The organism is Thiocystis violascens DSM 198, from assembly GCF_000227745.2.
Classification (GTDB): Bacteria; Pseudomonadota; Gammaproteobacteria; order Chromatiales; family Chromatiaceae; genus Chromatium; species Chromatium violascens.
On record NC_018012.1, the window covers coordinates 1,853,061 to 1,877,082 of the forward strand.

The window sequence follows — 24,022 nt, forward strand, 5'->3', positions numbered from 1 at the left end:
GAAGGCGCGTCAAGCCGACCCTCGCGCCCCGGCCTCGGGAAGGCTGGACACCACCTGCGGCACCAGACGCCCGGATTTGCCCGCGATCATCAAGACGATCTGGCGATCCCGGTTCGGCCCATGACTGACATGGATCGGCAGGTCGTCGCCATAGAAATACAGCCGATCGAAGGGCGTATTGGCGACGATCCAACGGGCCACCTCCAGCATGCTCTCGTCCTCGACGATGAAATCGACCGCCGCGCCCAGACGGTCGCACACCGGTTTGCCCAAGCGGTTCAGTTCATGGGCGGCGTGCTGGTCGCGCTTGGGATCGATGCGGCCAGGGATCTGGCGGGCGAGTTGGGGCGAACAGAAACCGTAGGTCAGGCGGATCATCCCGAAGTAGTCGATCACCGGGTCCAGCACCCGCTCCGTCAGCTCCAGCAGTGCGTCGTAGCTCTCGGGCTGTCGGGGCAGATTGGGCAGCCCCGTGTCGGCCTGAGTCTCGCCGCACGCGATGAGTTGCCGGAAGGTCAGAAAACGTCCGCAGGGAGCGTCCAGTTCCGCCAGGGTCCGGGGGCGAACCAGATCGAATCCGGCGAGGGTCCAGCGATGCCGGGCCAGCGTCTCCAGGAACGCCTCGGGGGGCGGACCATAGCCGGTCAGATCGAACTGCCCCAGGTCATCGAGCGCCTGCTCGAACGCGACCTGCTCGGGGTAGTTTGGAAATTCCTCGTTGAGATAGCGCGACTTATGGAAGAGATAGGGCGGCGCGTACTCCTCGCCATAGGCGAAATACTCGATATCCAGATCGCGCAGCTTGATCTTGACCCGTTCGATCAGGCGCGGCAGCGGCTGGCCCGCGAAGTCGTCATAACGCATCAGGCTGACCTTGCCGGAACCGATATGGATTTTCACCAGATCGGCATGACGGGCGTCGCCATAGAGCACGGCGGCGCAACCCACATAGATCCGCAGCAGCGGCGGCAACCGCTCGACCAGACTCGCATGCAGTTGTAGCGATTGGCCCGAATCGAGCCAGCCCAACCCCTGTTCGGCAGCCTGTCGACAGGCACCCGCGAGCGACTCCGTGTCCGCGATTTTAAACAGCAGATCCAGCGCTTGCGCCTTCGCGGTGGCATAGTCGCCGAAGAACGCCTTGATATCCTGTTGCAGTCCGCGTTCCAGATGGCTGTAGGGCTTGCGTTGCGCGAACTGCATCAGGGCGAAATAGACCGTCAGATCGGCGGCGCGCGCGGCGGCGGCCTGTGCGATCTCGGCCGGGTCATGCCGCGTCTCCAGGAAACGCAGCGCCTTGGGCAAGGAACCGAAGGCTTCGGTCAGTATGACCAGATCGTCCACCTCGGACTTGTCCGGCGTGCGACCCAGACTCAGCCAGCGCTCCCGGAGGCGATCCAATGGCTCCCGCAAGGCGGCGTATTTTTCCGCCGCGCGATCCCGGCGCGGCTTCCCTTCGGCTCCGCTCGGGGGACGGCGTTGTCTTGCCCTGAGCGAAGAAGGGCTTGCCCTGAGCGGCGCCGAAGGGCGGTAGCGGTTGAGCAGAAAACGCTGCTCGGCATCCTTGTCCCGAAAGACATACAGCACGCCCGGCGCGACCGGAATGGCTTCCTCATCAAGCGCCTGCTCCAACCACGCCTTGATCTCGGCCTGACTAAAATACTTCTGGAAGGTGCCGCGGCGGGTCATGACGCCGTCGCGAAAGCGCTCGCCGCGTGGGGCATTCTGGTTGGCGAGCATCACCGAGACCACCAGCAGCCGCTCCGCCAGCGACCAGGCGCGGGTCAGCGCCTCCAGACGTTCGTCGACGTCCTCGATCACATTGATGACGAAGCCGAGATTGACGATGTCCGCCGACTGAATCGGTTGGTCCGGCGCATGAAACGGATCCCAGCCGGCGGCGTCCAGGCCATTTTCGACCAGCCCCCGCACATCGTCGCCGCGTCCGCAACCATAGTCGAACAGCCGATAACGGCCATCCAGAAACCCGTGGCGCGCCAGCGACTGCACCGGCGCCGAAAAGCTGTAGCGCGTCAGTGCCGTCAGATGGCGCGACGCCTGCCAGCCGGCATGCGCCGGAGCCGGCTCCTCGTCGTCCAGGTCCGAGTCGTCGTTGCCCAGCGGCACCAGCGCATGGCCCTCGATGCGATACCCCTTCTCGCGCACCAGCGCCAGCCACTGGCGGCGGTAGCCGATGCGTTTGACGTCGTCGAACAGGCCGATGGACTCGCAGACGGCCGTCAAGGCGGCGTAGACCTCGCGACGGGGATCGTCCGGCGGCAGCAGCAGTTCCTTGCGATGCAGGATCGGCGGATTGAGCGAATCGGCATAGGTCCGATAACTCACCGTCCCGCGATCGAGATCCGCCAGCCAACTCTCGCGCAGCGCCGGAAAGGGATCCGCGTCGAACGCTGGGTAATTCAGCAGCGCGATGCAGGGTCCGGCGTCGTCGATGCGCACCAGCGTGAAGTCCGCCCGACGCGCGCGCTGGGCCAGTCGCTCGGCCTCCGCGACGCGCGCCGCGCTTGCCGCATCCAGCAAGGATAGGGCATCGACATGGACATAGGTCCGGCCGCCAACGACCTTACTCGGAAGGGAACCCATCGCAGTCACCCAGTCTAAAAACGCCTGTGCGGTCCATCGATTGCTGGATCAAAGTCCCAACGGTCGACGCCAGTACCCGGTCATCTCCAGATAACCGCGCCCGATCTCGCGCTCGGCCTCGAACAGACGCGCCGCGCCCTCCCAGTAGACCACGCCGGTGGAACGGCGTCCGTCGAGTTCCTGATCGTCCATCAGCGGGCGCAGCGACAGACGCCGGTCGGCAATCTCGATCTCCCACTCGACCGGATAGTCGGCGCCGGTGCGGGGTGATTGCCAGCGCCGACCGGGCAGGAACTTCACCTGATCGGGGGACAGGATGCGCGCTGGCTGTTCGCCCTCTTGCAGCGTGCCGCCGGCCCAGAGGGTCGAGCCGTCGCGCCGGCGCATCCGAAACGCCATCAGCGAGCCGCCATCGTCCAGGTTGATGCCGATCCAGTCCCAGCCCTGGGCCTCTTCTGGGAGGATCTCGCTCGACCACTCGTGATCCAGCCAGGCCCGGCCGGTCACCGGTTGGTCCGTATCGGCGAGACGCAGCCGGCCGCTGACCGCGAGTTGAGGACGGCTGTAATAAAAGCTGGCGTTGAGCGGGTCCGGTGTTTTCTGGCTGAAACCGTCGCGGCCGTTGAGCAGCGGCGGTCCGGTAGGCGTCAGGGCTAGATCCAGTTCGAAGTCATCCGCGCGGATACGGGTCCGGTAGGCGCCGTCCGCCAGGGTCAGCGACCAGTCTTCGATCCAGGCGCGGGTCTGTCCGACCGTCGCGCCGGCGAGCGGATCGAGCGCGCGCTCGACCCGCTCGGCGTGCAGCAGGTGTCCGGTGTTCGGATCGGCGATGGCGGCATGGGCGAGGATGAGCTGACGCGGCGCGAAGCGACTCGGATTGTCCGCGCCGATGCCGGTTCCGACCCGGAAAAAGGTGACCTGAAAGCCGCGTTCACGACCCCGCTCGTCGGTCAGCCAGCCGGTGATGTACCACCATTCGGTGCGCTGCTCGGGATGGGCGCCGTGATCGGCGGGAAAAGTCAGTCGGCGCCCCTCCAGCACCGGCGCGAAATCCTCCGCGCGGGCGGAAGTTAGCAGAACCAGACCGAGCCAGCAGACCGCGGCGAGCAGGATCCGGGTTGCGCGTGTCGTGCCTTTCATCGTTACCAATCCTCCCGCACCGCCAGCACTGCATCCTGACGCATCGCCTGGGCGCCGGACAGACGCGCGGCCAGTGCCGCAAGCAGGATCAGCGACAGGCTGAAGATCAGCAGCAGTCCGACCGGAAGCTGCAAATCCATGCTCCAGTGGAAGCTCTGCCGATTGACGACCTCGATCAGCACCAGCGCGATGGCCCCGCCCGCGAGCAGTCCGATGACGACGCCGACGGCGGCGGAGAGCGCGGCCTCGGTCGCCAGAAGCAGACCGATCTGACGGCGTCGCAAACCGAGATGACGCAGGATGCCGAACTCCTTGCGACGGCTGGTCGCCAGCGCGGCGAAGGTGGTGCCGATGCCGAACAGACCGATCAGAACCGCCACCGCCTCCATCAAATAGGTCACCAGAAAGGTGCGGTCGAAGACGCCCAGAATCATGGCGCGCAGCGTGCCGGGCAGGATCATCTCGCTGAGCTGTTCGCCGAGCGTGGCGCGAATCGCCGTCATCACCGGCTCGGGTTCGATCCCGGCGGTCAGCAGGAGTCCCAGATCATTGGTGCGGGTATCGCCGGTCAGCGCGCGATAATCCGCGATCTCGATGACCACCGAGCCCTGCTGACGGGCATAGTCGCGCCAGATGCCGGCCACCCGGAAAGAATGGCTCCGCTCGCCCAGCGGCAGCGCGAGCGGGTCGCCGACTCCGAGGCGCAGATGATCGGCCATGGCCTCCGAGATCCAGGCGGGATGGGGCGACGCTGGCCCGGTTGGCGGTTGCAGCGTCCCGGCGACCAGGGGCAGTCCGCCATCGGTGCCGACCTGACGCGCGATCAGCGCGATCGCGGCGCCGGTTTCCCCCAGGCGTAGCGTCTCGAATCGCACTGGACGGACCGCCGCGACGCCCGGCAGCGCGGCCACCCGCGCCACCGACGCGGGATCGAGATAACCGCTGGCTGTCGCATCCGAGGCGCGCAGATAGAGATCGGCCGGCAGCATCCGGGTCAGCCAGTCGTCCACCGAGCCGCGGAAGGAGTCGACCATGATCGCCATCGACACCGCCAGCGCGACACTCGCGACCACGCCGGCGCCGGCCACCACCGTCTGCCCCGGCGCGGCGGCGAGCCGGGTGCGGGCGAGCCGCCACAGGGTCGAGCGGCCCCGGCGCAGCCCGGCCATCGCCGCCACGGTCGCGCCCGGCAGGCTCAGGATGGCGCCCGCCAGGATCAACAGCACCGCCAGATACCCGAACACCGGCACCCCGGCGATGGGCGGCAGCAGACAGCTCAGCGCCGCCAGCAGGAGCGCGCCGAGCGCCATGCCCCAGCGTGGCCGCGCCCGATAGACCTCGGCCTCGTCGCCCGCGCGCAAGCCGCGCGCCGGCACCATCCGTGCCGCCTCGCGCGCCGGCAGCCAGGCGCCCGCCAGACCCGCGAACACCCCCAGCGCCAGATAAATCAGGGTCAGGACCGGCTCGACGCGAACCTGGGGCGCGATGCCCCGGAAGAAGCCCGCGCCCAGATCCCCGCCGATCACGGCGAACGCGAGCGCGGCGAGCAGATAAGCCAGCAGACAGCCGAGCAGTCCGCCGATCAGCCCGAGCACCGCGCCCTCGGCGAGCAGGCCGCGCCAGAGACCGCCACGATCGAGCCCGAGCGCGCGCAGAAAGGCGAATTCCTGACGCCGGCGCACGACCGCGAGCAGTTGCGTCGAAAACACCAGGAAGCCGCCGGTCAAGAGGGCGATGGCCGCGAGCATGGTGAGGTTGACCCGATAGGCGCGCGACAGACCCAGCACCTCGGAGGCCGCGTCGTCGGGGGTCAGGATCGCGACGCCTGGCGGGAGCAGCGCCGCCAGTCGCGTTTGCGCCAGCGCACGGGTCACGCCGGGCTTGAGCCGCAGATCGACGCGGGTGATCTGGCCGATCCGCTCGAAGGTCTGCTGAGCGGCGGCGATGTCCATCACCGCCAGCGCCTGGCCGACCCCGGCGGCCGGCACCGTGCCGGCGATGCGCAGAATCCGCTCGCGCGTTCCGACCTGCACCCGCAGCCGGTCGCCCGGCGCGAGCCCGAGACGCGCGGACGCGGCCGGGCTCAGAAAGAGCGCATCGGGTTGGAGCGCGTCGAGCCGGTCGCCGTCGCCAGGCGTGGACGCGTCCGGATCGGCGCCCACCGGCAGCAGCGAAGGCGTGACCGCGCCGATGCGAAAGAGATCGATGCCGAGGATGCGCAGGGTCTCGTCCCGCTCGGGCAGCCGAGTCTCGACCTCCAACAGCGGGCTGGCCTGGTCCACCTCCGGGCGTTGGGCCAGCCGCGCATAGAGTTCGTCGCTGAAACCGGCGCGCGAACCCAGTACCTGGAGATCGGCCGCGCCGTTGAGCAGCCGGATGCCGCGCCCGAACTCATCGAGCGCCGCCGTGTGGATGAGCTGAACCGCCAGCCCCAACGCCACGCCCAGCGCGATCGCCAGCAGCGAGAGCGAGGTGGCCAGACGGCGACGCCAGAGACTGGCCAGAAAGACGTGGCGCAGGGTCGCGTTCATGCGCCGACCGGCACGGCAATCAGTCCGCCCTGGGTCAGGTGCAGGATGCGGTCGGCATGGCCCGCCGCGACGACGGAATGCGTGACCAGAATGGCGACGGCGCCAGCGGCCTGGATGCGCTCGAACAGCAGTGCGAGCACCCCGGCGGCGCGTCCGGGGTCAAGGTTGCCTGTCGGCTCGTCGCACAGCACCAGCGCGGGCTCGTGCACCAGCGCGCGGGCGATGGCGACGCGCTGCATCTCGCCGCCCGAGAGATGACGCGGCCAGTCGTCCGCGCGCGGTCCGAGTCCGACCCGTTCGAGCATGACGCGGGCGCGCGCGTCGGCGGTCCGCTCGTCCCGGTCGAGCAGCCAGAGCGGCAGGGCGACGTTCTGGGCCAGGGTCAGGTGCGGCAGCAGATGAAACGCCTGGAACACGAACCCGAAATCCCGTCGGCGCAGCCGCGCGAAGCTGTCCTCGTCGAGCGTCGTCAGATCCGTCTCGCACAGCCGGATGCGGCCGCCGTCGACCGACTCCAGACCCGCGATGCAATTGAGCAGGGTGGACTTGCCGACCCCGGATTCGCCCATGATGGCGACCGACTCGCCCGCCGCCAGGGTCAGCGAGACCTGCTCGAACAGCGGACGGTCGAACGTGGCGTCGAAGCGCTTGGTCAGGTTTTCGATGGTGAGCATTGCGTCTCTCGATCCGGTGATGGCGCCTGCCCCATTCTACCGGCAATTGGCTCGCCCGCGACCGATCAGCCAAAGCGTCGTGGGGCGCTGCCGCTCGACTCCCGGCTTCGGCGGCAATTCTCGGTTTGAACGCCACCGGCTCGACGATTTCCGGGACAAACTCTACCGATTCATTCAACCGGGTTGGCCATCCGGGCGCGGACGCAGCAGCAGCGGGGCGTGCACCCAGAGAAAGAGTCCGAAGGCGAGGATCCAGCAGAGACCGCCGGCCATCAGCCAAGCCTGATAGTTGGCGGGGGCGAACAGAGGCGCGAGACCGCGCAGGACCGCCGCGAGATTGATGAGAACGAAGGCGACCAACGTCAGCGGCGCCGCCTGCATCGGCCGACCGGTGTGCCCCACCGCCACCCGCGACATCATGCCCAGCGTCACCACCCCGATCGCGCCGACCGCCAGGGCATGCAGGGCGCCGCGCGGCGTCAGGGCGACAAAGGCCGGCAATCCATCCAGGACCAGACCGAGCGCGAGCCAGAGCAGACCGACGTAGAGAACCGTCAGCATGGGCGTGGTCCAGATCCGCCGATCATGCCAGCCGAGCAGACGCGCCAGTTGCAGCAGACCCAGCGTGATCGCCAGGCCGCCCGCGAGCCGACTGAATGGCTGGATGAGGTCGACGATCGGCAGTCCGGCCGCCACCACGAAGGTCAGACGTTCCAGGATCGGAAACGCCTGGGGCCGCGCGCCCGCGATGCCGCTCTTGATGAAAAAGGGCATCACCCGCCCCGAGACCAGCAGCAGAATCGCCAGCACCAGATCCAACATCAGACGATGACCGCGCGTCGCGCCTCCGGCGAACAGACCGAGCGCGTCCAGATGCACCATCGCCCCGGCCAGGGTCATGCCCGCGAAGACCGCCAGAAAGACCCGATTGACCGGATTGGGGCCATGCCAGAGCGGGCGCCAGAGCGCCACCGCCAGCGCCGGGAAAAAGGCGAGATCGAGCAGCGCGATCAGCAGCGGCGGCAACCCCAGCCAGGGCGCGAGCCGCCCGACCAGCCAGAGCCCGACCAGCGCGGCGAGTCGGGCACCGGTCGGCGTCGGCATCCCGGTCCAGTTGCGCACGGCGGTCAGCAGAAACCCGGCAATCACCGCCGCGAGATAGCCGAACAGCATCTCGTGAGCATGCCAAGCGGCCCCGGCGAGATAGCTCGGTTGAGGCCAGAGACCGCTCAGGATCGCCAACCAGACGGCAACGGAGAGGATCGCCGACAGGCCAGCGGCCAAAAAGAAGGGACGGAACCCGAGCGCGAGGACGGGGATGGCGGTGAGGGTCATGTGCGTCGGTGCCAGTTGGCGACTAAAGCGAAAGCTTGCGCAGACGTTAGCCGTCGCGACAACCGCCCACCTTGATGCTGGTCAAGCGCTATAGGCGTCCCGGCGCCAGCGGCTAGGCGCTTGCTGGTGACTGAAAGCTGACAGCTGATTCAATGTTCGCCCTTGGTCCGCAGCAGCCCCGCCAGCCGATTGCCCTGCTTCTGCGGCCCGCCGCGCGGAAAGATCTGATGCAGATAGCGGTTGCTGCCGCGTTCGCGACCCCAGACCCGGCGGAAGTGAAGAATCATGTCGCGCACCGTCGCCTGGGTACCCTGTCGGGCAAAGCGGGCGCGCAGATAGCGAATCACCTCCCAATGCTCGGCGTTCAGCGTCAATCCCTCCTGTGCGGCCAGGGCGCGCGCGAAATCTTCCGACCAGTCGGAGGGATCGACCAGATAGCCCTCGCTATCGGTCAGGATCGCGCGCTCGCCGACCCGAACCGCGCGGGTCGTCATGCTGGGATAAGCGTTGCTGCCGCTCGGGAATTCGCCGGGGAGTCCGCGCGAGTCCCGCTCGGACTGGGTGATCGACCAGAGTTCGATCGGGATCTCGCCGTCGAGTCGGCCCTCGAAGCGCTCCACCCCGGAGACCAGAATCTTGCCGCTGGTCGGCGGCAGGTCGAAGCTGGCCAGACCCGCGCGATCGGTCAGCACCGGTGCGGTCTCGGTACCGTCCGCGTCCAGGCGCAGGACGACGGGGGTCCGCTTGAGTGGCTCATGGGTGGCCTTCATGGAAATTCTGACTGCGATCATCGTCTGCTCTCCGACGGTTACGACATCCGGTGGATCGGCGCCGCCAGTCGGCCCGAACCGAATCCACACTGACTGTGATGAGTTAAGCTTAGTGGCGAGCATGACCAAAGAAAAACGAAATGATTGGGTCTTTGGTATCGGAGATTTCGATAGAGTTAGATAGACACGCGATGAGCGCCCAACATGGACATCGACCAGATCAAGACCTTTCTCGCGGTCGCCGCCCACGGCAGTTTCCTGGAGGCCGCCAATCGCGTGCATGTCACGCAATCTACCGTGAGCGCTCGCATCCAGAACCTGGAGCAGGGGCTCGGCGCGCGACTGTTCGTGCGCAACCGCTCGGGCGCCAGACTGACTTCGGCCGGTCAACGCTTTCTGCGCCACGCCAAGACCCTGCTGCTCACCGTCGAGCAGGCGCGTCACGATGTCGGTCTGCCGAGCCGCTTTCGCGCCAGCCTGACGATCGGCGCGCGCATCGCGCTCTGGGATGACTTCCTCCCGCGCTGGGCCGGACGGATGCGCGCGGCGGCGCCGGACATCTCGCTCAATACCGAGATCGGCTTCGAGGAAGACCTGATGCGCCGCATCATCGCCGGCACCATGGATCTGGCCCTGATGTACAGCCCCCAGCAGGGCGCCGGCATCCAGGTCGAGCACCTCTTCGACGAGACCCTGATCCTGGTCGGCGACGATCCGCACCAGGACGCGCCGGACGACGGCTATATCTATGTCGACTGGGGGCCGACCTTCTATGCTCAGCACCGCAAGGTCTATCCGGACCTGGAACGCCCCGCCCAGACCGCCAACATCGGCTGGCTCGGTCTGCAGTTGATCCTCGCCAACGGCGGCACCTGCTTCGTGCCCGAGCGGGTCGCCACCAGCTACCTGCGCGGCGGCTGTCTGCATCGGGTCGAGGGGGCGCCGACCCTGACCCTGCCGGCCTACGTCGTCTATCCGAGCGACCGCGACTCCAGCGAACTCACCACCGCGCTCGCCACGCTGCGCGCGCTGGTCGCCGAGGGGGCGGCGACGGGGTAATCACATGCGATGGCTATAACCGTCTGTCCAAAATCGATTTCCTTCGGGAGCAGGCATCACGGCAATACGATCCCGCACTGGTCGAGCGATTCCTGTCGCGGATCACCGAGGTCACCCGGATCAGGGAGCGATCGGGCAACCCTGGAAGCCGCTGACCCTGGAAGCGCGCTTTCCTGGCCAGCGCCATAGACCTATTGACCGGTCGCGATGCCGCGTCTGAGCTGTGCCAGTTGGTCGCCAAAATCCAGTCCGCGCGAGAAAAGGTTCAGCGTCTCCTCGATCGACGCATCGAGCAGTTGCATCATCCGTTCTTCCTGCGGCTCGGTCAGCCCCAGAAACAGCAGATCATGCGTAAATCGGTCGTGCATCTGGTGCAGGATGATCCGAGTGTCCGACTGTTGCGCTTGATACTGCTGGTGGAGCGACTCGATCGCGGCCTGGACAGCGGCGCCCGTTTGCTGGAGCTGGCGCGTGCGGGCATCGATCTCGGCGATGCGGATCAAGGCCAGCATGCTGGTCTCGCAGCCCTCGGCGATGATGGCCAGCAGGTCACGCAGCCGCCCGGCGCGATCCGGGTCCGCAATGGGCAGGTTTTTGATCAGCACCGAGACGTGCGGATAGTTGATAATCAGCCGCTGGCGGAACTGAAAGATCCGTCCCATGTCACGCACCATCGCAAACACCGACTCCTCCAGTGGCGTGGCCGAACCGGATTCGATGAAGGTCAGGGTCGCGCCCGGTGGCCGTAACTGCACATTGGCGGCCAGTCCGTATTCGCGCAGTGTCGCGATGGCGAGCCGCGCTAATTCCAAGGGTTCGAGACAGGACTGACTGTTACGCAGAAACTGCAAAGCCGTGCCGGTCTCGCCCAGATTGGTGAGGAAGCCCATGGCCATCTGCCGCGCCGAATCCGCGCTAACCTTGAGTCGCTTACGCTCGGCAACCAGACCGACCATGGCCCGAGCCTTGCTGAGCACCTCCTCCGGCTGAGCGGGCTTGATTATGAAGTCGTCGCCGCCGGACTCATAGGCCAGCAGGCGATCTTCCAACGTATCCTTGACGGAGACGAAGATCACCGCCGGCTGATCCTCCTGAGGCAGCCGCTTACGCAGTTGGCGGCAAGTGGCATAGCCATCGATGCCGGGCATGGAGATGTCCAGCAGCACCACTTCCGGTTTGATCTGCTCCAGGGCCAGCAGGGCCGCCTCGCCTGAGTAGAGGGTGTGGATCTCGAATCGCGACCGCAGTGCAATCTCGAGCGCGGCGGCGGAGATCTCATCGTCGTCGACGATCATGACCCGATGCTCGGTGGAATCACTCATGGATTCGTTCTCTCACTGACTGTTCTGACGATCATGGTCTCGTCCGACTGGGCTGTCGCGATCACGCAGACTCGCGCGCGTCCCACTGCGATTTGACCTCCAGGATGCGCGGCAGGATCTCGACGAAGCGATCAAGCAGGCGCGGATCGAAATGGCTGCCGCTGCTCTCGCGCAGGGTCGTCATGGTTCGCTCGATCGGCCAGGCATCTTTGTAGGGGCGTTTCATGGTGAGCGCGTCGAAGACATCGGCGATGGCGACAATCCGGGCGGACTCGGGGATGGACTCGCCCGCCAGTCCGTCCGGATAGCCGCTGCCATCCCAGCGCTCGTGATGACGGAGGGCGATCTCGGCGGCGAGCTTGAACACCGCAGCATCGCTCCTGGAGAGAATTTCGTGGCCGATGCGGGCGTGCCCTTTCATGATCTCCCATTCGTCGGCATCGAGCTTCCCCGGCTTGCGCAGGATCTCGCCGGGGATGCCAATCTTGCCGGTGTCGTGCATGGGCGCTGCCTGCTCCAGTTCGTTACAGGATGCCGAGGGCCAACCCAATGCGCCGGCGAGTTCGCGGGCATAGGCGCCCATGCGCCAGATGTGCAGGCCGGTATCCGTGTCGTTGTAGTGTCCCGCCATGCCAAGCATGGCGATGGCGTCGTGATAGCTCCGCTCGAGTCGCGACGCCTGGACCAGCGAGAGATGCGTCGCGACCCTGGCGCGCACGGTGGGCGGTGAATAGGGCTTGGCAATGTAATCGACCGCCCCGGCGGCGAAGCCCTCGGCCTCGTGGCCGACGTCCGTGAGTCCGGAGACGAAGATCACCGGGATGGACGCGGTCGCCGGGTCCGCCTTGAGGGTCCGGCAGACCTGATAACCGTCCATCTCCGGCATCTGGATGTCGAGCAGAACCAGGGCGGGCGCGCAGCGGGCCGCGGCCGTCAATGCCTCGGCGCCGTTGCGGGCGAAGGCGAGCGGGTAATCGTCGACCAGGATCTGGCGCATGGCGGCCAGGTTCTGTGGCTCGTCGTCGACGATGAGCAACGCGTTGCTAGGCATCTTCAATCCTCCATTTGAATCGTCAAGGCATCGGCTAGGTCGTGCAGGGCCGCCACGCCAGCGGTGGCGTCGAATTCCTCGACCGCCTGACGCAAAGGGGCGAGCTGAGCAGCGGATAAGTGGGTGGCGAGCGAATCCAGTGCCGGCTCGGCAGCCATGGGGTCGAACCGCTCGAAGACGCCGAGGATCTCCCGCAACAGGGGCGCGACCAGGGCAACGGAAATCCGCGCGGACGGCGGCTCAAGTTGGCTCGCCAGTCCGGGCTCCTCCGCAAACGTCTCCGGCGCGTAGCATATGATCGATGTCAAAGCGCGATCAAGCGCACGCCGCAGAGGCTTCACCGAAATGGCGAGCCCCGCCGCGAGAGCCCGCTCCAGTTCACCGGCTTCATTGGCCACCTCGATCAGTGCCAGATTGCCCGCCGTCCCCTTGAGCTTATGGGCGAGCTGTTGCCCGAAGCCCGGTTCGGCCTTGGCGATGGTGTCGGCGCTGTCGGCATAACTCCGTGCGAAGCGGCGCAGATACTGGCGATAGACGTCGTCGTCCTTCCAGATGGCCAGACCCCGGTCGAGGGCGATACCGGGCAGTGCCTCATCCGCATCGGCCGGCATTGGGACGACCGGCGGATCGACAGTCTCGACGCTCGGTCCCTGGGTGCTGATCGCGGCACGCGCCTGTGCCGGACCATGCGTCAGCGCCCGAATCAGCGCGATCGCCTCGGGAACGTCGAAAGGCTTGGACAGGAAGGCGTCCATGCCGGCTTCGAGCGCGGCGGCTTCCTGATCGCGCAGCGCATCGGCGGTTAGCGCCACGATGGGTATGGTGGCGATACCGGGCGTCTGGCGGATCAGGCGGGTGGCGGCGCGGCCATCGAGAACCGGCATCTGCACGTCCATCAACACCAGGTCAACGGCGCCGGGGTGAGCGAGCAGCCAATCCAACGCCTCCTGGCCGTCGTTGGCAAGATGGATCAGGGCGCCCTCGCCGGCAAAGATGCGTTCGGCCACCTCGCGATTGATGTCGCTGTCGTCCACCACGAGCAGACGCAGACCCGCTAGCCGGCGCTCGCTCGGCGTCGTCAGGGGCGAGAGTGAACGGTCGCCAAGGCGTTGCTCACGTACCTTTATCACAGCGTCGTGGAGTGACGAGGGCGTCAGCGGTTTGATCAGCACCGCGTCGACGGCTGGCACAGCCGATGTCGCCGGTTGCTCCTCGTGCCGGTGTGTGACGAGCAGGAACAGCAGGGGCCAGACGGATGCCGGCAGGGCTTGGCGGATGGCGAGGGCGCTGGCCAGACCGTCCAACCCCGGCATGCGCGAATTCAACAGCACGACTGCGTCCGGCCCCTGGAAAGACTCATCCCGGAGAACGCGACGCAGCGCCTGCCGGCCGGAGTCGACCTGACAGGACGGCCAACCCAGGGCGGCGGCCGTGGCTGCCACGCCAGCACGCGCGCTCGGGTTATCGTCGGCGATCAGCACCCGAACCTGGGTTCTTCGATCCCGATGGACAGAAGCGGCCTTGGCCAGATCGAACGGAAGCTCGAACCAGAAGGTACTGCCTTCGCCCAGCCGGCTTTCGATACCCAGTCGTCCCCCCATCAGTTCCACCAGTCGGCGGGAGATGGCGAGCCCGAGACCCGAGCCGCCGAAGCGGCGCGTGGTGGATGCGTCCGCTTGGGCGAAGGGCTGGAACAGCCGCGCCTGCGTGGCGGCGTCGATCCCCATACCGGTATCCCGCACCGAGAAACGCAGATGGATCCTGGATTCGTCGCACTCGAGGGTCTCGATCGCGACCTCGACGACACCGGACGCCGTGAACTTGATGGCATTGCTGGTGAGATTGATCAGGATCTGCCCGAGGCGCAGCGCGTCGCCCAACAGGGTCGTGTCGAGACAGTCCGGCGGCTTGATGACCAGTTCGAGCGACTTGTCGGCGGCCGTGGTCGTCATGACGATGGCGAGATTGTCGAGAACCTCGTCGAGCCGAAAGGAGACGTGCTCGATCTCGAGGTGTCCCGACTCGATTTTGGAGAAATCCAGGATATCGTTGATGATGCCCAGCAGGCTGCGGCCGGACTGGTGGATCTTGCGGGCCAACTCGCGCGCCCCCTCGGACAGATCCTGGCGCTCCAGCAGGTAGGCCAGGCCCAGCACCGCGTTCATCGGGGTGCGGATCTCGTGGCTCATGTTGGCCAGGAACTCGCCCTTGGCCCGCGCCAGCCGTTCGGCCTCGGCGCGCGCCGCCATGAGTTCGGCGGTGCGCGCTGTCACCAGGTCTTCCAATTGATGACGGTAGCGATCCAGCTCCTGCTCGGCCAGCCGCCGCTCCGTCACGTCACGATCCAAGCCCCGGTAGCCCAGCAGCTTACCGTCGGCTTCCAGGATCGGCACGCCGGTGGTGTGGATGTAGAGCAGACGCCCATCCCGGTGCAGATTGATGTTCTCCAGGTCACGAAAAGACATGCGGCGGGCGACGATGTTGCTGAATTCCGCCGCGACCCTCCTCCCCTCTTCGGTTGGCATCAGTTCAAAGGCTGAGCGGCCGAGGATCTCCGCAGGGCTGTAGCCAAGCACCGCTTTCACACCATCCGATACATAGGTGTAACGACCTTGGATATCCACTTCCCAGACCCAATCGGCGGAGGCGTCGACGATGTCCTGGAAGCGTTGTCGAGTCGCGCGCAGTTTCAGTTCGCCCTCTTTGCGGGCGGTGATGTCCTCGGTGAAGATGATGATACCGCCGATGCCGCCATCGGCTCCATTCCAGGGGAGCATCTCCCAACGCAGCCATTGCACTTGGCCGTCGGCACGGTCAAAGCGTTCCTCGTCAGCGCTCATCACCTCGCCAGCCAGGCCGCGTCGATGCACGGTCTTCCAGGATTCGCCGATCTCGGGAAAGACCGCGTAGTGACAGCGGCCGAGGACATCTCCATCCAGCAGGCCGTAGTCCTCCAGCCAGCGCCGGCTCACGGCCAGATAGCGCATCTCGCGGTCGAACATGGCCAGCGAGGCTGGGGCATGCTCGATGAAGAGGCGCAGACGCTCCTCGCTCTCGCGTCGCGCCGCCTCGGCCCGACAGCGCTCCGTGGTATCCGTGGCCTGGATCACGTACCAGCGCACCGTCCCGTCCGATCCTCGGATCGCGGTGGTGGCGGCATCCGCCATGCGAACCTGACCGTCGCGCATCTGGTAGACATCCTGAGTCAGCACCGGCCCCGCGCACGCGGCGGCCTGCGCGAGACGCTCGGGCCAGATGTGCTGCCACTCGGGATAGTCGCGCCAAGCCGGCGATTCCCAGAAGAGGTGACCGATGAAGTCCTCGCGGGCGTAACCCTGGACATGCAGCACCAGTGCGTTGATGTCGATGGTTCGACCCTCGGGGGTGAGGATCGCCATGAACTGAAACTGTTGATCGAACACCGCTCGGAAGCGTTCCTCGCTTTCACGTAGCGCCTGCTCGGCCTCTTTGCGGGCGGTGATGTCCTGTACCGTGCCTCGCAGCAGGATCGGCTCGCCCGTGGCGTCGCGCACTGCCTCGCCGCGTGCGGTGATCCAGCGATGGCTCCCGTCCGGACGCCGTACCTCTGCGTCGCATTGATAAGCGGTGCCCTCGGAGAGCGCCTCGTCCACGGCTCGCGTCAAGTCGGCCCAGCTCTCCGGGGTGAAATATTGCATGACCTCCGGATACCGGGCTGGAGACAGCGCGGGATCACGGCCATAGATCTGGTAGATCTCCTCCGACCAGGCATGGCGATCCAGGCGAAGATCCCATTCCCAGTGGCCGAGGCCAGCGATTCGCTGCGCCTCGCGCAACCGGGCTTCGCTCGCGCGCCGGGCGGCTTCCGCCGCGAGGCGTGCGCTCATGTCCAGCGCATGGACGATGCGCCTCGTGGGCCGACCGTCTTCGGAATAGGTGACGGTGACGTCCAGCAGCACGGGAAAACGCTCACCGTCCCTACGCAGGTGCTCGGCCTCGAAGACGTGATGCCCCTTGGCGTCCGCCTCCCGCACCTGGGCCTGGACCGCATCCCAACGGTCGGCCGGAAACAGCGAGCCGATCGGCATGCCCACCATCTCCTCCGGGCGATAGCCGCGCCGCCTGGCGAAGGCCGGGTTGACGGCCAGCAGCCACTGATGGACCGCGTCGCTCATCGCCAGATTCAGCTCGGCCTTCTCGAAGGCGTCATTCCACAGCTTGAGCCGCGATTCCGCCGATTTGCGCTCCGAGATGTCCTCGATCACGGAGATGAAGTAATCGGGCGCGCCGTCGTCCTGGCGGACGAGGGAGACGGTGAGATTGATCCACATCGGATCGCCATCCCTGCGGATGTAGCGCTTCTCCAGCGAGTAGGTCGCGATCTCTCCGGCGAGCACGCGACCCACCAGTTCCAGATCACTGTCAAGGTCAGCGGGGTAGGTGATGTCCTGGAAGGTCTTGCCGAACAGGTCGGTCTCCGCATAGCCGAGCATCTCGCACAGCCGGCGGTTGACACGCAGCCAGCGACCGTCGGGGGCCACCAGGGCAATGCCGACGGCCGCCTGTTCGAAGGTGGCCAGAAAACGCCGCTCGCTCGCCCGCAGATCATTCTGCATCGCCCGGCGCGCGCTGACGTCGCGGCCGATGCCGAACACCCCGATCACCTGGCCCGACGCATCGCGCAGCGGACCCTTGGTGGTCATGAGGGTGCATGGACCCTCGGCCAAGCTGACCTGCTCCTCGATCAGGATCGGCGCATCGTTCGCGATCGCTTGGTGGTCACCCGCGATGCAGGACTCGGCGGTCTCTGGGGATAGCAGGTCATAATCCGAGCAACCGAGCGCCGCCTCCGGCGTCCGCCCGAGATAGCGGGCGGTGGCGCGGTTGATCAGGGTGTAACGGCCCTGCAAATCCTTGGTGTAGATGAGATCTTCCGAGGAATCGGCGAGTGCCGCCAGCAGACCAAGTGCGCGCAGTCGCTCCGTCTGGGCCTCCTGGGTGGCGGTCGCGAGCGCGAGACGCTGTCGATGCCGGAGTACCAGTGTCCCGGCGGTCAGGGTGACGAGCAGGAGCCCGCCGACCAGTCCGATGAGCGCGATCTCCTGCACGGCGGACGCGCGGATCTCTGCCCGGTCCAGCTTGGCGACCACCATCCAGTCGGTGCCGGCGATGGAACTCGCGACCCCGAGGACCGGCACGCCCCGATAGTCGACCCCTTTGAGCGTGTCGCCTTCCCGAACCTCGTGGCGCAGCAACTGCGCGGCCAGCAGGCGCGCGCTCGACACCGGCAGTCGCAGGCGCATGGCCGCGTCGGGGAGGTGACGCAGCGGACAGAGATAGAGCACCTGCTCGCCATCGCGGCGGAAGAGGAAGCTCTCGCCGCTGTCGCTGAGGCTGAGCCTGGGCCAGGCGCGCAATCTCGGACACAGCCAATCCTCGGCGCCCGTGTGCAGCACGACCAGTGGTGACATCGCTGCCTGGTCCAGGCCGAGCGGGACCACGTAATCCAGATGGATCTGCCCGTGGCTGTCCAGATAGGGGCCAACCCGTTGCGTACTTTTCGTGTGATTCGCAATCGGCAGGGCTTGCGCCAGCTCGGACGCGGCGTCATGGCGTCCTTCCGCGCTGCTCCAGATCAGCCGCCCCTCGGGATCGTAGAGATCGATCGCATGAAAGCCACCCTTGGCCAACAGGGGCGAGAGCCACGCCTGAATCTGCGTAGCCGCCCCAAGGTCACTCTGGTTCGACCACAGCCGATAGCCTTCCAGCGGGTTTGGACTAACGCGGACCATCTCGGCGTCACCCTGGCGCTCGTGCAGCCAGTCAGCGACATGACGTGCCTGAAGTTCGACGATCGCGTGCAGGCGCGCGGCCTCGTGGCGTTCCTTCTCTTTCAGAACACGGAGGATAGCCAAACCGGAGAGGACGATAACGACGAGCGGAATCAGCAGCGCCAGTCGTTGCGTCTGACGAAGGAGACGCGGGGTTGTCGTCGGGGTGCTCATCGTATGCGTCCGAACGCTACGAATCCCAATACACTGAGGGCACGCTGGATCGAGGTTGGGTAAAAGCTATTGCGAGAGTGAGCCGGCAAGCGGCAAGCGGCAAGCGGCAAGCGGCAAGCGGCAAGCGGCAAGCGGCAAATAATAGATGGTTGCAAGACCTTTTCCATGGATTGCGCAGAGGATTTCATGTTTATAAGCAACCATCCCCCGACAAAGCCGGGGGCTTTAAATTCGTGGGCAGATCAAAGTCGCGGATCTTCGCGCTACCGGTGCTGGATATAGGCACGCATCGTCGCTCTATCCCGACCGACTGTCGAGACGACGCGGCGGCGATATTTCGGAATGAACGCAATGGATGTTTGCACTCCCATTGGAGTGACTTAGGCTCTCAAATTTGTCCATCGGGACTCTCCACAAGGGCGTGCTTGGCAGCTCACAAGACGGACTGTCCCCGATGGACTACCGGAAATGTCAAACTGCTACTGTCACCCCGACACAGCCGGGGGATTACCCGCTTTATTTAGGAATCACAATGCCAGTCGTCAAGTCAAAGGGATTCCGAGATTCCGAGCGACTATCGGACAGAGACGGACTGAACGGGCGAAACCCGCTGGGGACGGGAGTGGCGACGTTGATTGCCGCATGGTGAATGGCGACGATACAGCAAAACACAGCTTGTTCAATGAACGTCACCGGGGGATGATCGACTGAACCGGCAACTTACAGCCAAAACTCCGGATAACGTCGGGCGGCAGGGAGATTGTTGAACAACAGTGCCACGGCGAGCAGCACCAGCGGTCCCAGCGTGGCGGGGAGCAGCACGAAGAGATAGCCCATGGCATGCACCTGATCGGAGCCGATGACGGCGATGAGCGCGGTCGCCCCGCCCGGCGGGTGTAGGGTGCGGGTCAGGTGCATGAGAGCGATGGCGGTGGCGACCGCGACCGACTGCGCCAGCCAGGGCTCTCCGCCCAGCCACTGCCAGCAGGTCACGCCCACCAGCGCCGAGAGCACATGCCCGCCGATGAGATTGCGCGGCTGCGCCAGCGGGCTGCGCACCGCGCCGAAGACCAGCACCGCCGAGGCGCCGAGCGAGCCGATGGCGAGCGTTAGATCGCTGCCGGCGAAGAACCGCTGATTGAGCCAGGCGACGGCGGCGATCCCTAAAAACGCGCCTGTCCACGACCAGAGCACCTCGGACAGGCTGACCCGAGGCGGGCTGCCATGGGCGCTGCCGCGCATCTTGTTAAAATAGCCATTGAGCCTCATGGCTCGCGATCCAGGTGACAGGCGGTCAGAAAGACCTTGCGCAAGAGCAGGCCCGCCAAACGGCCATCGGCCGAGATCACGGGCATGGCGCGGCCGGGATGACTGGCGAAGGCGGCGACCAACTCGCGCGGGCCGGCGTCCAGCGGCACGCTGACCGCGGGCGCGGTCATGAGGTCGCCGACCGGGCGATGGTGCTGCTCCGACTGGATGCACCCGGCGTCCGCGATCACGCGCGCGAGCAGGGCGAGGAAGGTCTCCGCCCCCAGCGCGCGCAGCACGTCGGTCTCGGTCAGAATACCGATCACGCGCCGCTGTCCGTCCACCACTGGCAGCGATTTCAGCCCCTGGCGCACGAAACTGGGGATGGCCTCGGCAAGCGGGATGTCGGGCGTTAGCGGGCTGACCTGGTCGCGCATCAGTCGCCCGGCGGTGATGCCGCCGAAGAGCCGATCGATCGCGTGACGATGCGCCAGATGATAGACGGCGCGGAAATCCATCGTGGTGATATCGAGATAGCCGGGGATTTCGCGCATCGCCTCCAGGATATCGTCGTCCGTGATCTCGATCTCGGCGAGATCGTCCTGGGAAGATGTCGGGGCCAATGGGTCGGCGGACGAACTCTCGGTCATGGCAAGGTGCACTCCGATGCGATGCGTTCGGCGCCGCCTTGAGCCTGGGCGCGCGAAGATGGATCGAGCCAAGCCGGCGGGCCGTGCGCGTGTTCGGGGATCGGTGGTCGAGTCGTGCGCCCATTGGACTGGCCAGGGGCGGTTGACGCCTTGATACAGGTCAAACCGACCGCCCCAATCCGGAGTATCGCGGCATCGGCGACCCCCCGCCGATCGATTCAATGTCGAAAGATCTTGCCGAATCGTCCCGTCTTGGGCACCATAGGCGCAGTGCAGTGTTTTCTTGTAGTGTTCCGGTCGTTCCACCTCTCCGTCGTGCGTGGCAGATCCTTCCGTAATATCGAGACAGTCGTCTGCACATACACACGTTCAGTTTCATTTTAAAGATTTAGAGATTACCGTAATGGCTACAGGCACCGTTAAGTGGTTCAGTGACGAAAAAGGCTTTGGATTCATCGCTCCTTCCGATGGTTCAAAGGACGTCTTCGTCCATCACAGCGCCGTCCAGGGCAGTGGCTTCAAGTCGCTGGCCGAGGGGCAAAGCGTGTCCTACGACGTCGAGCAAGGTCAGAAAGGCCCGAGCGCGACCAACGTCGTCCCCCAGTAATCCTGGGCGTCAGGTGCTCGTCACCTGACCAAAAAAGCCCCGCCACTTGGCGGGGCTTTTTCATTTCTGGCTCCGCGAACGCTGGCGGCCCACCCTTTCCCCCTCAAGTTTTTCCGGGACACCGTTTTGATTTCCACAGCCAACATCACCATGCAGTTCGGCGGCAAGCCGTTGTTCGAGAATGTCTCCGTCAAGTTCGGCGGCGGCAATCGCTACGGCCTGATCGGCGCCAACGGCAGTGGGAAATCCACCCTGATGAAGATCCTGGGCGGCGATCTGGAGCCCAGCGCGGGCAACGTCTCGGTGGATCCCGGCAAGCGTCTCGGCAAGCTGCGCCAGGATCAGTTCGCGTTCGAGCACCAGACGGTGCTCGATACCGTCATCATGGGTCACGACGAGCTGTGGAAGATCAAGCGGGAACGCGACCGCATCTACGCACTGGCGGAGATGAGCGAGGAAGACGGCATGGAGGTCGCGCACCTGGAGGTGCATTTCGCCGAGCTGGACGGCTACACCGCTGAGTCCCGCGCCGGCGAGCTGCTGCTGGCGCTGGAGATTCCGCTGGAACAGCACGAAGGCCCCATGAGCGCGGTGGCGCCGGGCTGGAAGCTGCGCGTGCTGCTCGCCCAGGCGCTGTTCGCCGATCCGGACATCCTGCTGCTCGACGAGCCCACCAACAACCTGGACATCCACACCATCCAGTGGCTCGAAGAGGTGCTGAACGCGCGCAACAGCACCATGATCATCATCTCGCATGATCGCCACTTCCTGAACAGCGTCTGCACCCACATGGCCGACCTGGATTATGGCGAGCTGCGCGTCTATCCCGGCAACTACGACGAATACATGACCGCCGCCAGTCAGGCGCGCACCCGCCAGTATGCCGACAACGCCAAGAAGAAGGCGCAGATCGCCGAGTTGCAGACCTTCGTCAGCCGCTTCTCCGCCAACGCCTCCAAGGCCAAGCAGGCGACCTCGCGTCAGCGTCAGATGGAGAAGATCAAGCTGGAGGACATCAAGCCCTCCAGCCGGGTCAATCCGTTCATCCGCTTCGGCCAGGACAAGAAGCTCTATCGTCTGGCGCTGGAGGTGGAGTCGCTGGCCAAGGGTTACGACAGTACGCCCCTGTTCAGCCGTCTCGATCTGAGCGTCGAGGTCGGCGAGCGGGTCGCCATCATCGGCCCCAACGGCATCGGCAAGACCACCCTGCTGCGTTGCCTGGTCGGCGATCTGACGCCCGACAGCGGCACGGTCAAATGGTCGGAGAACAGCCAGCTCGGTTATTTCGCGCAGGACCACGCCGCCGATTTCGCCGAGGACACCAGCCTCTATGACTGGATGGATCAGTGGAAACAGCCCGGCGACGACGAGCAGATCATCCGCGGCACCCTGGGGCGGCTGCTGTTCTCCCAGGACGAGATCAAGAAACCCGTGAACGTCGTCTCCGGTGGCGAGCAGGGCCGCATGCTGTTCGGCAAGCTGATGCTGCAAAAACCCAATATTCTGCTGATGGACGAACCCACCAACCATCTGGACATGGAATCCATCGAATCGCTCAACACCGCGCTGGAGGACTATCCCGGTACTCTGATCTTCGTCAGTCACGACCGGGAATTCGTCTCCTCGCTAGCGACCCGCATCATCGAGCTGACGCGCGCCGGGGTAGTCGACTTTCGCGGCAACTATGAGGATTATCTGCGGAGTACGGGCGCGGCGGCTTAGGAGCCGTCCATCCCTGGCGCCGGCAAGGTCATCAGGTAAACATATCCGCCGTGATGTTGCGGAACCAATCGTGGGCAAACCGCGCCTCGACGGCACGGTAACGCGCGTCTGCATCCATCGGCGACACGCCTCCAGCCCCCGCAATCTCCTGAATCCGGCCATTGTCCAGCGCATAGACGCCCGCGACCGAAATCCCATGATCCGGCGCGATGAGGCTGTAGCAGGTGTTGACATAGGAGGGTTCTGGCGGCGCGTTCCCATGAATCGCGGCGACGATGGCGGCGGCGCAGACCTTGCCCTGCGAGTTGGCGGAATAGCCGGATTTCGGCATGGCGCCGGCGATGCAGGCATCGCCGATGACATGGATGTCCGGGTGCAGGCTCGACGCGAAGGTTTGCTGATCGACCGGACACCAGCCGGTCGCGTCCGTCAGCCCCGCGCGCTCGGCGATGGCGCCGGCTTTCTGATGCGGGATCAGGCTGATGACATCGCCCCGGTATTCCTCGACCTCCCCCACCAGGGTGCCGGAGTCGGGATGGATGGCCTCGACGGTTCCGCCCCCCGCCGCCGGCACCCATTCGATCATCTCGCCATAGTGTTGCTTCCAACCCGCCTGAAATAGGCCCTGCTTGGAGAAAGCATCCTTGGCGTCGAGGATGAGGATCTTGGAGTTGGGCTTGTGCCGCTTGAAATACTGCGCGACCTGGGCGGCGCGTTCGTAGGGTCCGGGCGGACAGCGGAAGGGATTGGGCGGCGCGACGATCGCAAAGACGCCGCCATCCTCCATCGCTTCCAGTTGGCGGCGCAGTGTCAGGGTCTGAGGCCCCGCTTTCCAGGCATGCGGATACCGCTCGGAGACGGCTTCGGACAGACCCTCGATGGCGTCCCAGCGATAGCCGACGCCCGGAGACAGAATCAGCTTGTCGTAGTTGTAGCGGTTGCCGCTGGCGCCCCGGGCGAAGTGCTGGACGGGATCGATCTCGACGATCTCGTCCTGGACGACGGCGATCCCCTGCCGGGTCAGTCCGCGATAACCGAAGGTCAGATCCTTGAGGTCGCGCTCGCCGCTCAGGACTTCGTTGCTCATCGGGCAGGAGATGAACACCGGTTCTTTTTCGACCAGCGTCACCCGGAGATCCGGGTCCGCCATCCCCAGATACTTGGCGGCGATGGCACCGCCGAAGCCCCCGCCAACCACCAGAATCCGCGCCTTGGGCGTGGTCGCCGACAGTCGGGAGGACGCCCCCAGCAGCGCGGCGGTCATCGCCAGCGCCGAGGATTTCAGAAAGGCCCTGCGCTGAAGATCGGTCATCTGGGCTGACTCC

General features: G+C 65.6%; 15 protein-coding genes. 3 read left to right on the top strand and 12 right to left on the bottom strand.

Features of this window, described 5'->3' with window-relative positions; genetic code table 11:
- Positions 1-9 precede the first annotated feature (9 nt).
- The 6 genes from THIVI_RS08275 to THIVI_RS08300 form a co-directional block, all read right to left on the bottom strand.
- Entirely contained in the window at positions 10-2,604 is a 2,595-nt protein-coding gene (locus THIVI_RS08275) for a DNA phosphorothioation-associated putative methyltransferase (RefSeq protein ID WP_014778146.1), read from the bottom strand.
- 48 nt (positions 2,605-2,652) lie between these two features.
- Positions 2,653-3,744: a lipocalin-like domain-containing protein gene (locus tag THIVI_RS08280; protein WP_014778147.1), complete on the bottom strand. Its 1,092-nt coding sequence runs from the start codon at positions 3,742-3,744 to the stop codon at positions 2,653-2,655.
- Positions 3,745-3,746: 2 nt separating this feature from the next.
- Positions 3,747-6,275 (bottom strand): FtsX-like permease family protein, encoded by a 2,529-nt coding sequence (locus THIVI_RS08285; protein ID WP_014778148.1) that lies wholly within the window; start codon positions 6,273-6,275, stop codon positions 3,747-3,749.
- Complete coding sequence (locus THIVI_RS08290; RefSeq protein WP_014778149.1) at positions 6,272-6,949, bottom strand: ABC transporter ATP-binding protein; 678 nt, start codon at positions 6,947-6,949, stop codon at positions 6,272-6,274. Before THIVI_RS08290 ends, THIVI_RS08285 begins: the two co-directional genes overlap by 4 nt.
- Before the next feature lie 174 nt (positions 6,950-7,123).
- Entirely contained in the window at positions 7,124-8,284 is a 1,161-nt protein-coding gene (locus THIVI_RS08295) for an NnrS family protein (RefSeq protein WP_014778150.1), read from the bottom strand.
- Positions 8,285-8,433: 149 nt separating this feature from the next.
- Positions 8,434-9,075, bottom strand: coding sequence for a TusE/DsrC/DsvC family sulfur relay protein (locus THIVI_RS08300; RefSeq protein ID WP_014778151.1), 642 nt, complete (start codon positions 9,073-9,075; stop codon positions 8,434-8,436).
- Between the two features lie 183 nt (positions 9,076-9,258).
- Here THIVI_RS08300 and THIVI_RS08305 point away from each other — a divergent pair, with 183 nt between their 5' ends.
- The gene (locus THIVI_RS08305) at positions 9,259-10,113 is read left to right on the top strand and encodes a LysR family transcriptional regulator (protein WP_014778152.1); all 855 of its coding nucleotides are present in this window, start codon (positions 9,259-9,261) and stop codon (positions 10,111-10,113) included.
- A 191-nt stretch (positions 10,114-10,304) separates the two neighbouring features.
- Here THIVI_RS08305 and THIVI_RS08310 read toward each other — a convergent pair whose 3' ends face one another.
- The 5 genes from THIVI_RS08310 to THIVI_RS08330 form a co-directional block, all read right to left on the bottom strand.
- Positions 10,305-11,435: a response regulator gene (locus THIVI_RS08310; RefSeq protein WP_014778153.1), complete on the bottom strand. Its 1,131-nt coding sequence runs from the start codon at positions 11,433-11,435 to the stop codon at positions 10,305-10,307.
- 61 nt (positions 11,436-11,496) lie between these two features.
- A complete protein-coding gene (locus THIVI_RS08315) occupies positions 11,497-12,486 on the bottom strand; it encodes a response regulator (RefSeq protein WP_014778154.1) in 990 nt (329 codons plus the stop codon).
- A 2-nt stretch (positions 12,487-12,488) separates the two neighbouring features.
- Entirely contained in the window at positions 12,489-18,470 is a 5,982-nt protein-coding gene (locus THIVI_RS22685; RefSeq protein WP_014778155.1) for a PAS domain S-box protein, read from the bottom strand.
- A 720-nt stretch (positions 18,471-19,190) separates the two neighbouring features.
- On the bottom strand, positions 19,191-19,739 hold the full coding sequence (locus tag THIVI_RS08325) for an HPP family protein (RefSeq protein ID WP_014778156.1): 549 nt from the start codon (positions 19,737-19,739) through the stop codon (positions 19,191-19,193).
- The gene (locus tag THIVI_RS08330; protein ID WP_014778157.1) at positions 19,736-20,368 is read right to left on the bottom strand and encodes a CBS domain-containing protein; all 633 of its coding nucleotides are present in this window, start codon (positions 20,366-20,368) and stop codon (positions 19,736-19,738) included. Before THIVI_RS08330 ends, THIVI_RS08325 begins: the two co-directional genes overlap by 4 nt.
- A gap of 403 nt (positions 20,369-20,771) precedes the next feature.
- Here THIVI_RS08330 and THIVI_RS08335 point away from each other — a divergent pair, with 403 nt between their 5' ends.
- Together THIVI_RS08335 and THIVI_RS08340 are read left to right on the top strand one after the other, a co-directional pair.
- Positions 20,772-20,975, top strand: a complete 204-nt coding sequence (locus tag THIVI_RS08335) for a cold-shock protein (protein ID WP_014778158.1) — start codon at positions 20,772-20,774, stop codon at positions 20,973-20,975.
- Between the two features lie 126 nt (positions 20,976-21,101).
- A complete protein-coding gene (locus THIVI_RS08340) occupies positions 21,102-22,697 on the top strand; it encodes an ABC-F family ATPase (RefSeq protein WP_014778159.1) in 1,596 nt (531 codons plus the stop codon).
- A gap of 31 nt (positions 22,698-22,728) precedes the next feature.
- On the opposite strand, the gene THIVI_RS08345 is transcribed toward THIVI_RS08340, so the two are convergent.
- Entirely contained in the window at positions 22,729-24,009 is a 1,281-nt protein-coding gene (locus tag THIVI_RS08345) for an NAD(P)/FAD-dependent oxidoreductase (RefSeq protein ID WP_014778160.1), read from the bottom strand.
- Positions 24,010-24,022: the final 13 nt, after the last annotated feature.

Excerpts from the sequence above, each read along its gene's own strand:
- THIVI_RS08335 (WP_014778158.1), top strand. The coding sequence starts at position 20,772 with ATGGCTACAGGCACCGTTAAGTGGTTCAGTGACGAAAAAGGCTTTGGA.
- THIVI_RS08300 (WP_014778151.1), bottom strand. The coding sequence starts at position 9,075 with ATGATCGCAGTCAGAATTTCCATGAAGGCCACCCATGAGCCACTCAAG.
- THIVI_RS08325 (WP_014778156.1), bottom strand. The coding sequence starts at position 19,739 with ATGAGGCTCAATGGCTATTTTAACAAGATGCGCGGCAGCGCCCATGGC.
- THIVI_RS08290 (WP_014778149.1), bottom strand. The coding sequence starts at position 6,949 with ATGCTCACCATCGAAAACCTGACCAAGCGCTTCGACGCCACGTTCGAC.
- THIVI_RS08305 (WP_014778152.1), top strand. The coding sequence starts at position 9,259 with ATGGACATCGACCAGATCAAGACCTTTCTCGCGGTCGCCGCCCACGGC.
- THIVI_RS22685 (WP_014778155.1), bottom strand. The coding sequence starts at position 18,470 with ATGAGCACCCCGACGACAACCCCGCGTCTCCTTCGTCAGACGCAACGA.
- THIVI_RS08285 (WP_014778148.1), bottom strand. The coding sequence starts at position 6,275 with ATGAACGCGACCCTGCGCCACGTCTTTCTGGCCAGTCTCTGGCGTCGC.
- THIVI_RS08275 (WP_014778146.1), bottom strand. The coding sequence starts at position 2,604 with ATGGGTTCCCTTCCGAGTAAGGTCGTTGGCGGCCGGACCTATGTCCAT.
- THIVI_RS08330 (WP_014778157.1), bottom strand. The coding sequence starts at position 20,368 with ATGACCGAGAGTTCGTCCGCCGACCCATTGGCCCCGACATCTTCCCAG.
- THIVI_RS08345 (WP_014778160.1), bottom strand. The coding sequence starts at position 24,009 with ATGACCGATCTTCAGCGCAGGGCCTTTCTGAAATCCTCGGCGCTGGCG.
- THIVI_RS08310 (WP_014778153.1), bottom strand. The coding sequence starts at position 11,435 with ATGAGTGATTCCACCGAGCATCGGGTCATGATCGTCGACGACGATGAG.
- THIVI_RS08315 (WP_014778154.1), bottom strand. The coding sequence starts at position 12,486 with ATGCCTAGCAACGCGTTGCTCATCGTCGACGACGAGCCACAGAACCTG.
- THIVI_RS08295 (WP_014778150.1), bottom strand. The coding sequence starts at position 8,284 with ATGACCCTCACCGCCATCCCCGTCCTCGCGCTCGGGTTCCGTCCCTTC.
- THIVI_RS08280 (WP_014778147.1), bottom strand. The coding sequence starts at position 3,744 with ATGAAAGGCACGACACGCGCAACCCGGATCCTGCTCGCCGCGGTCTGC.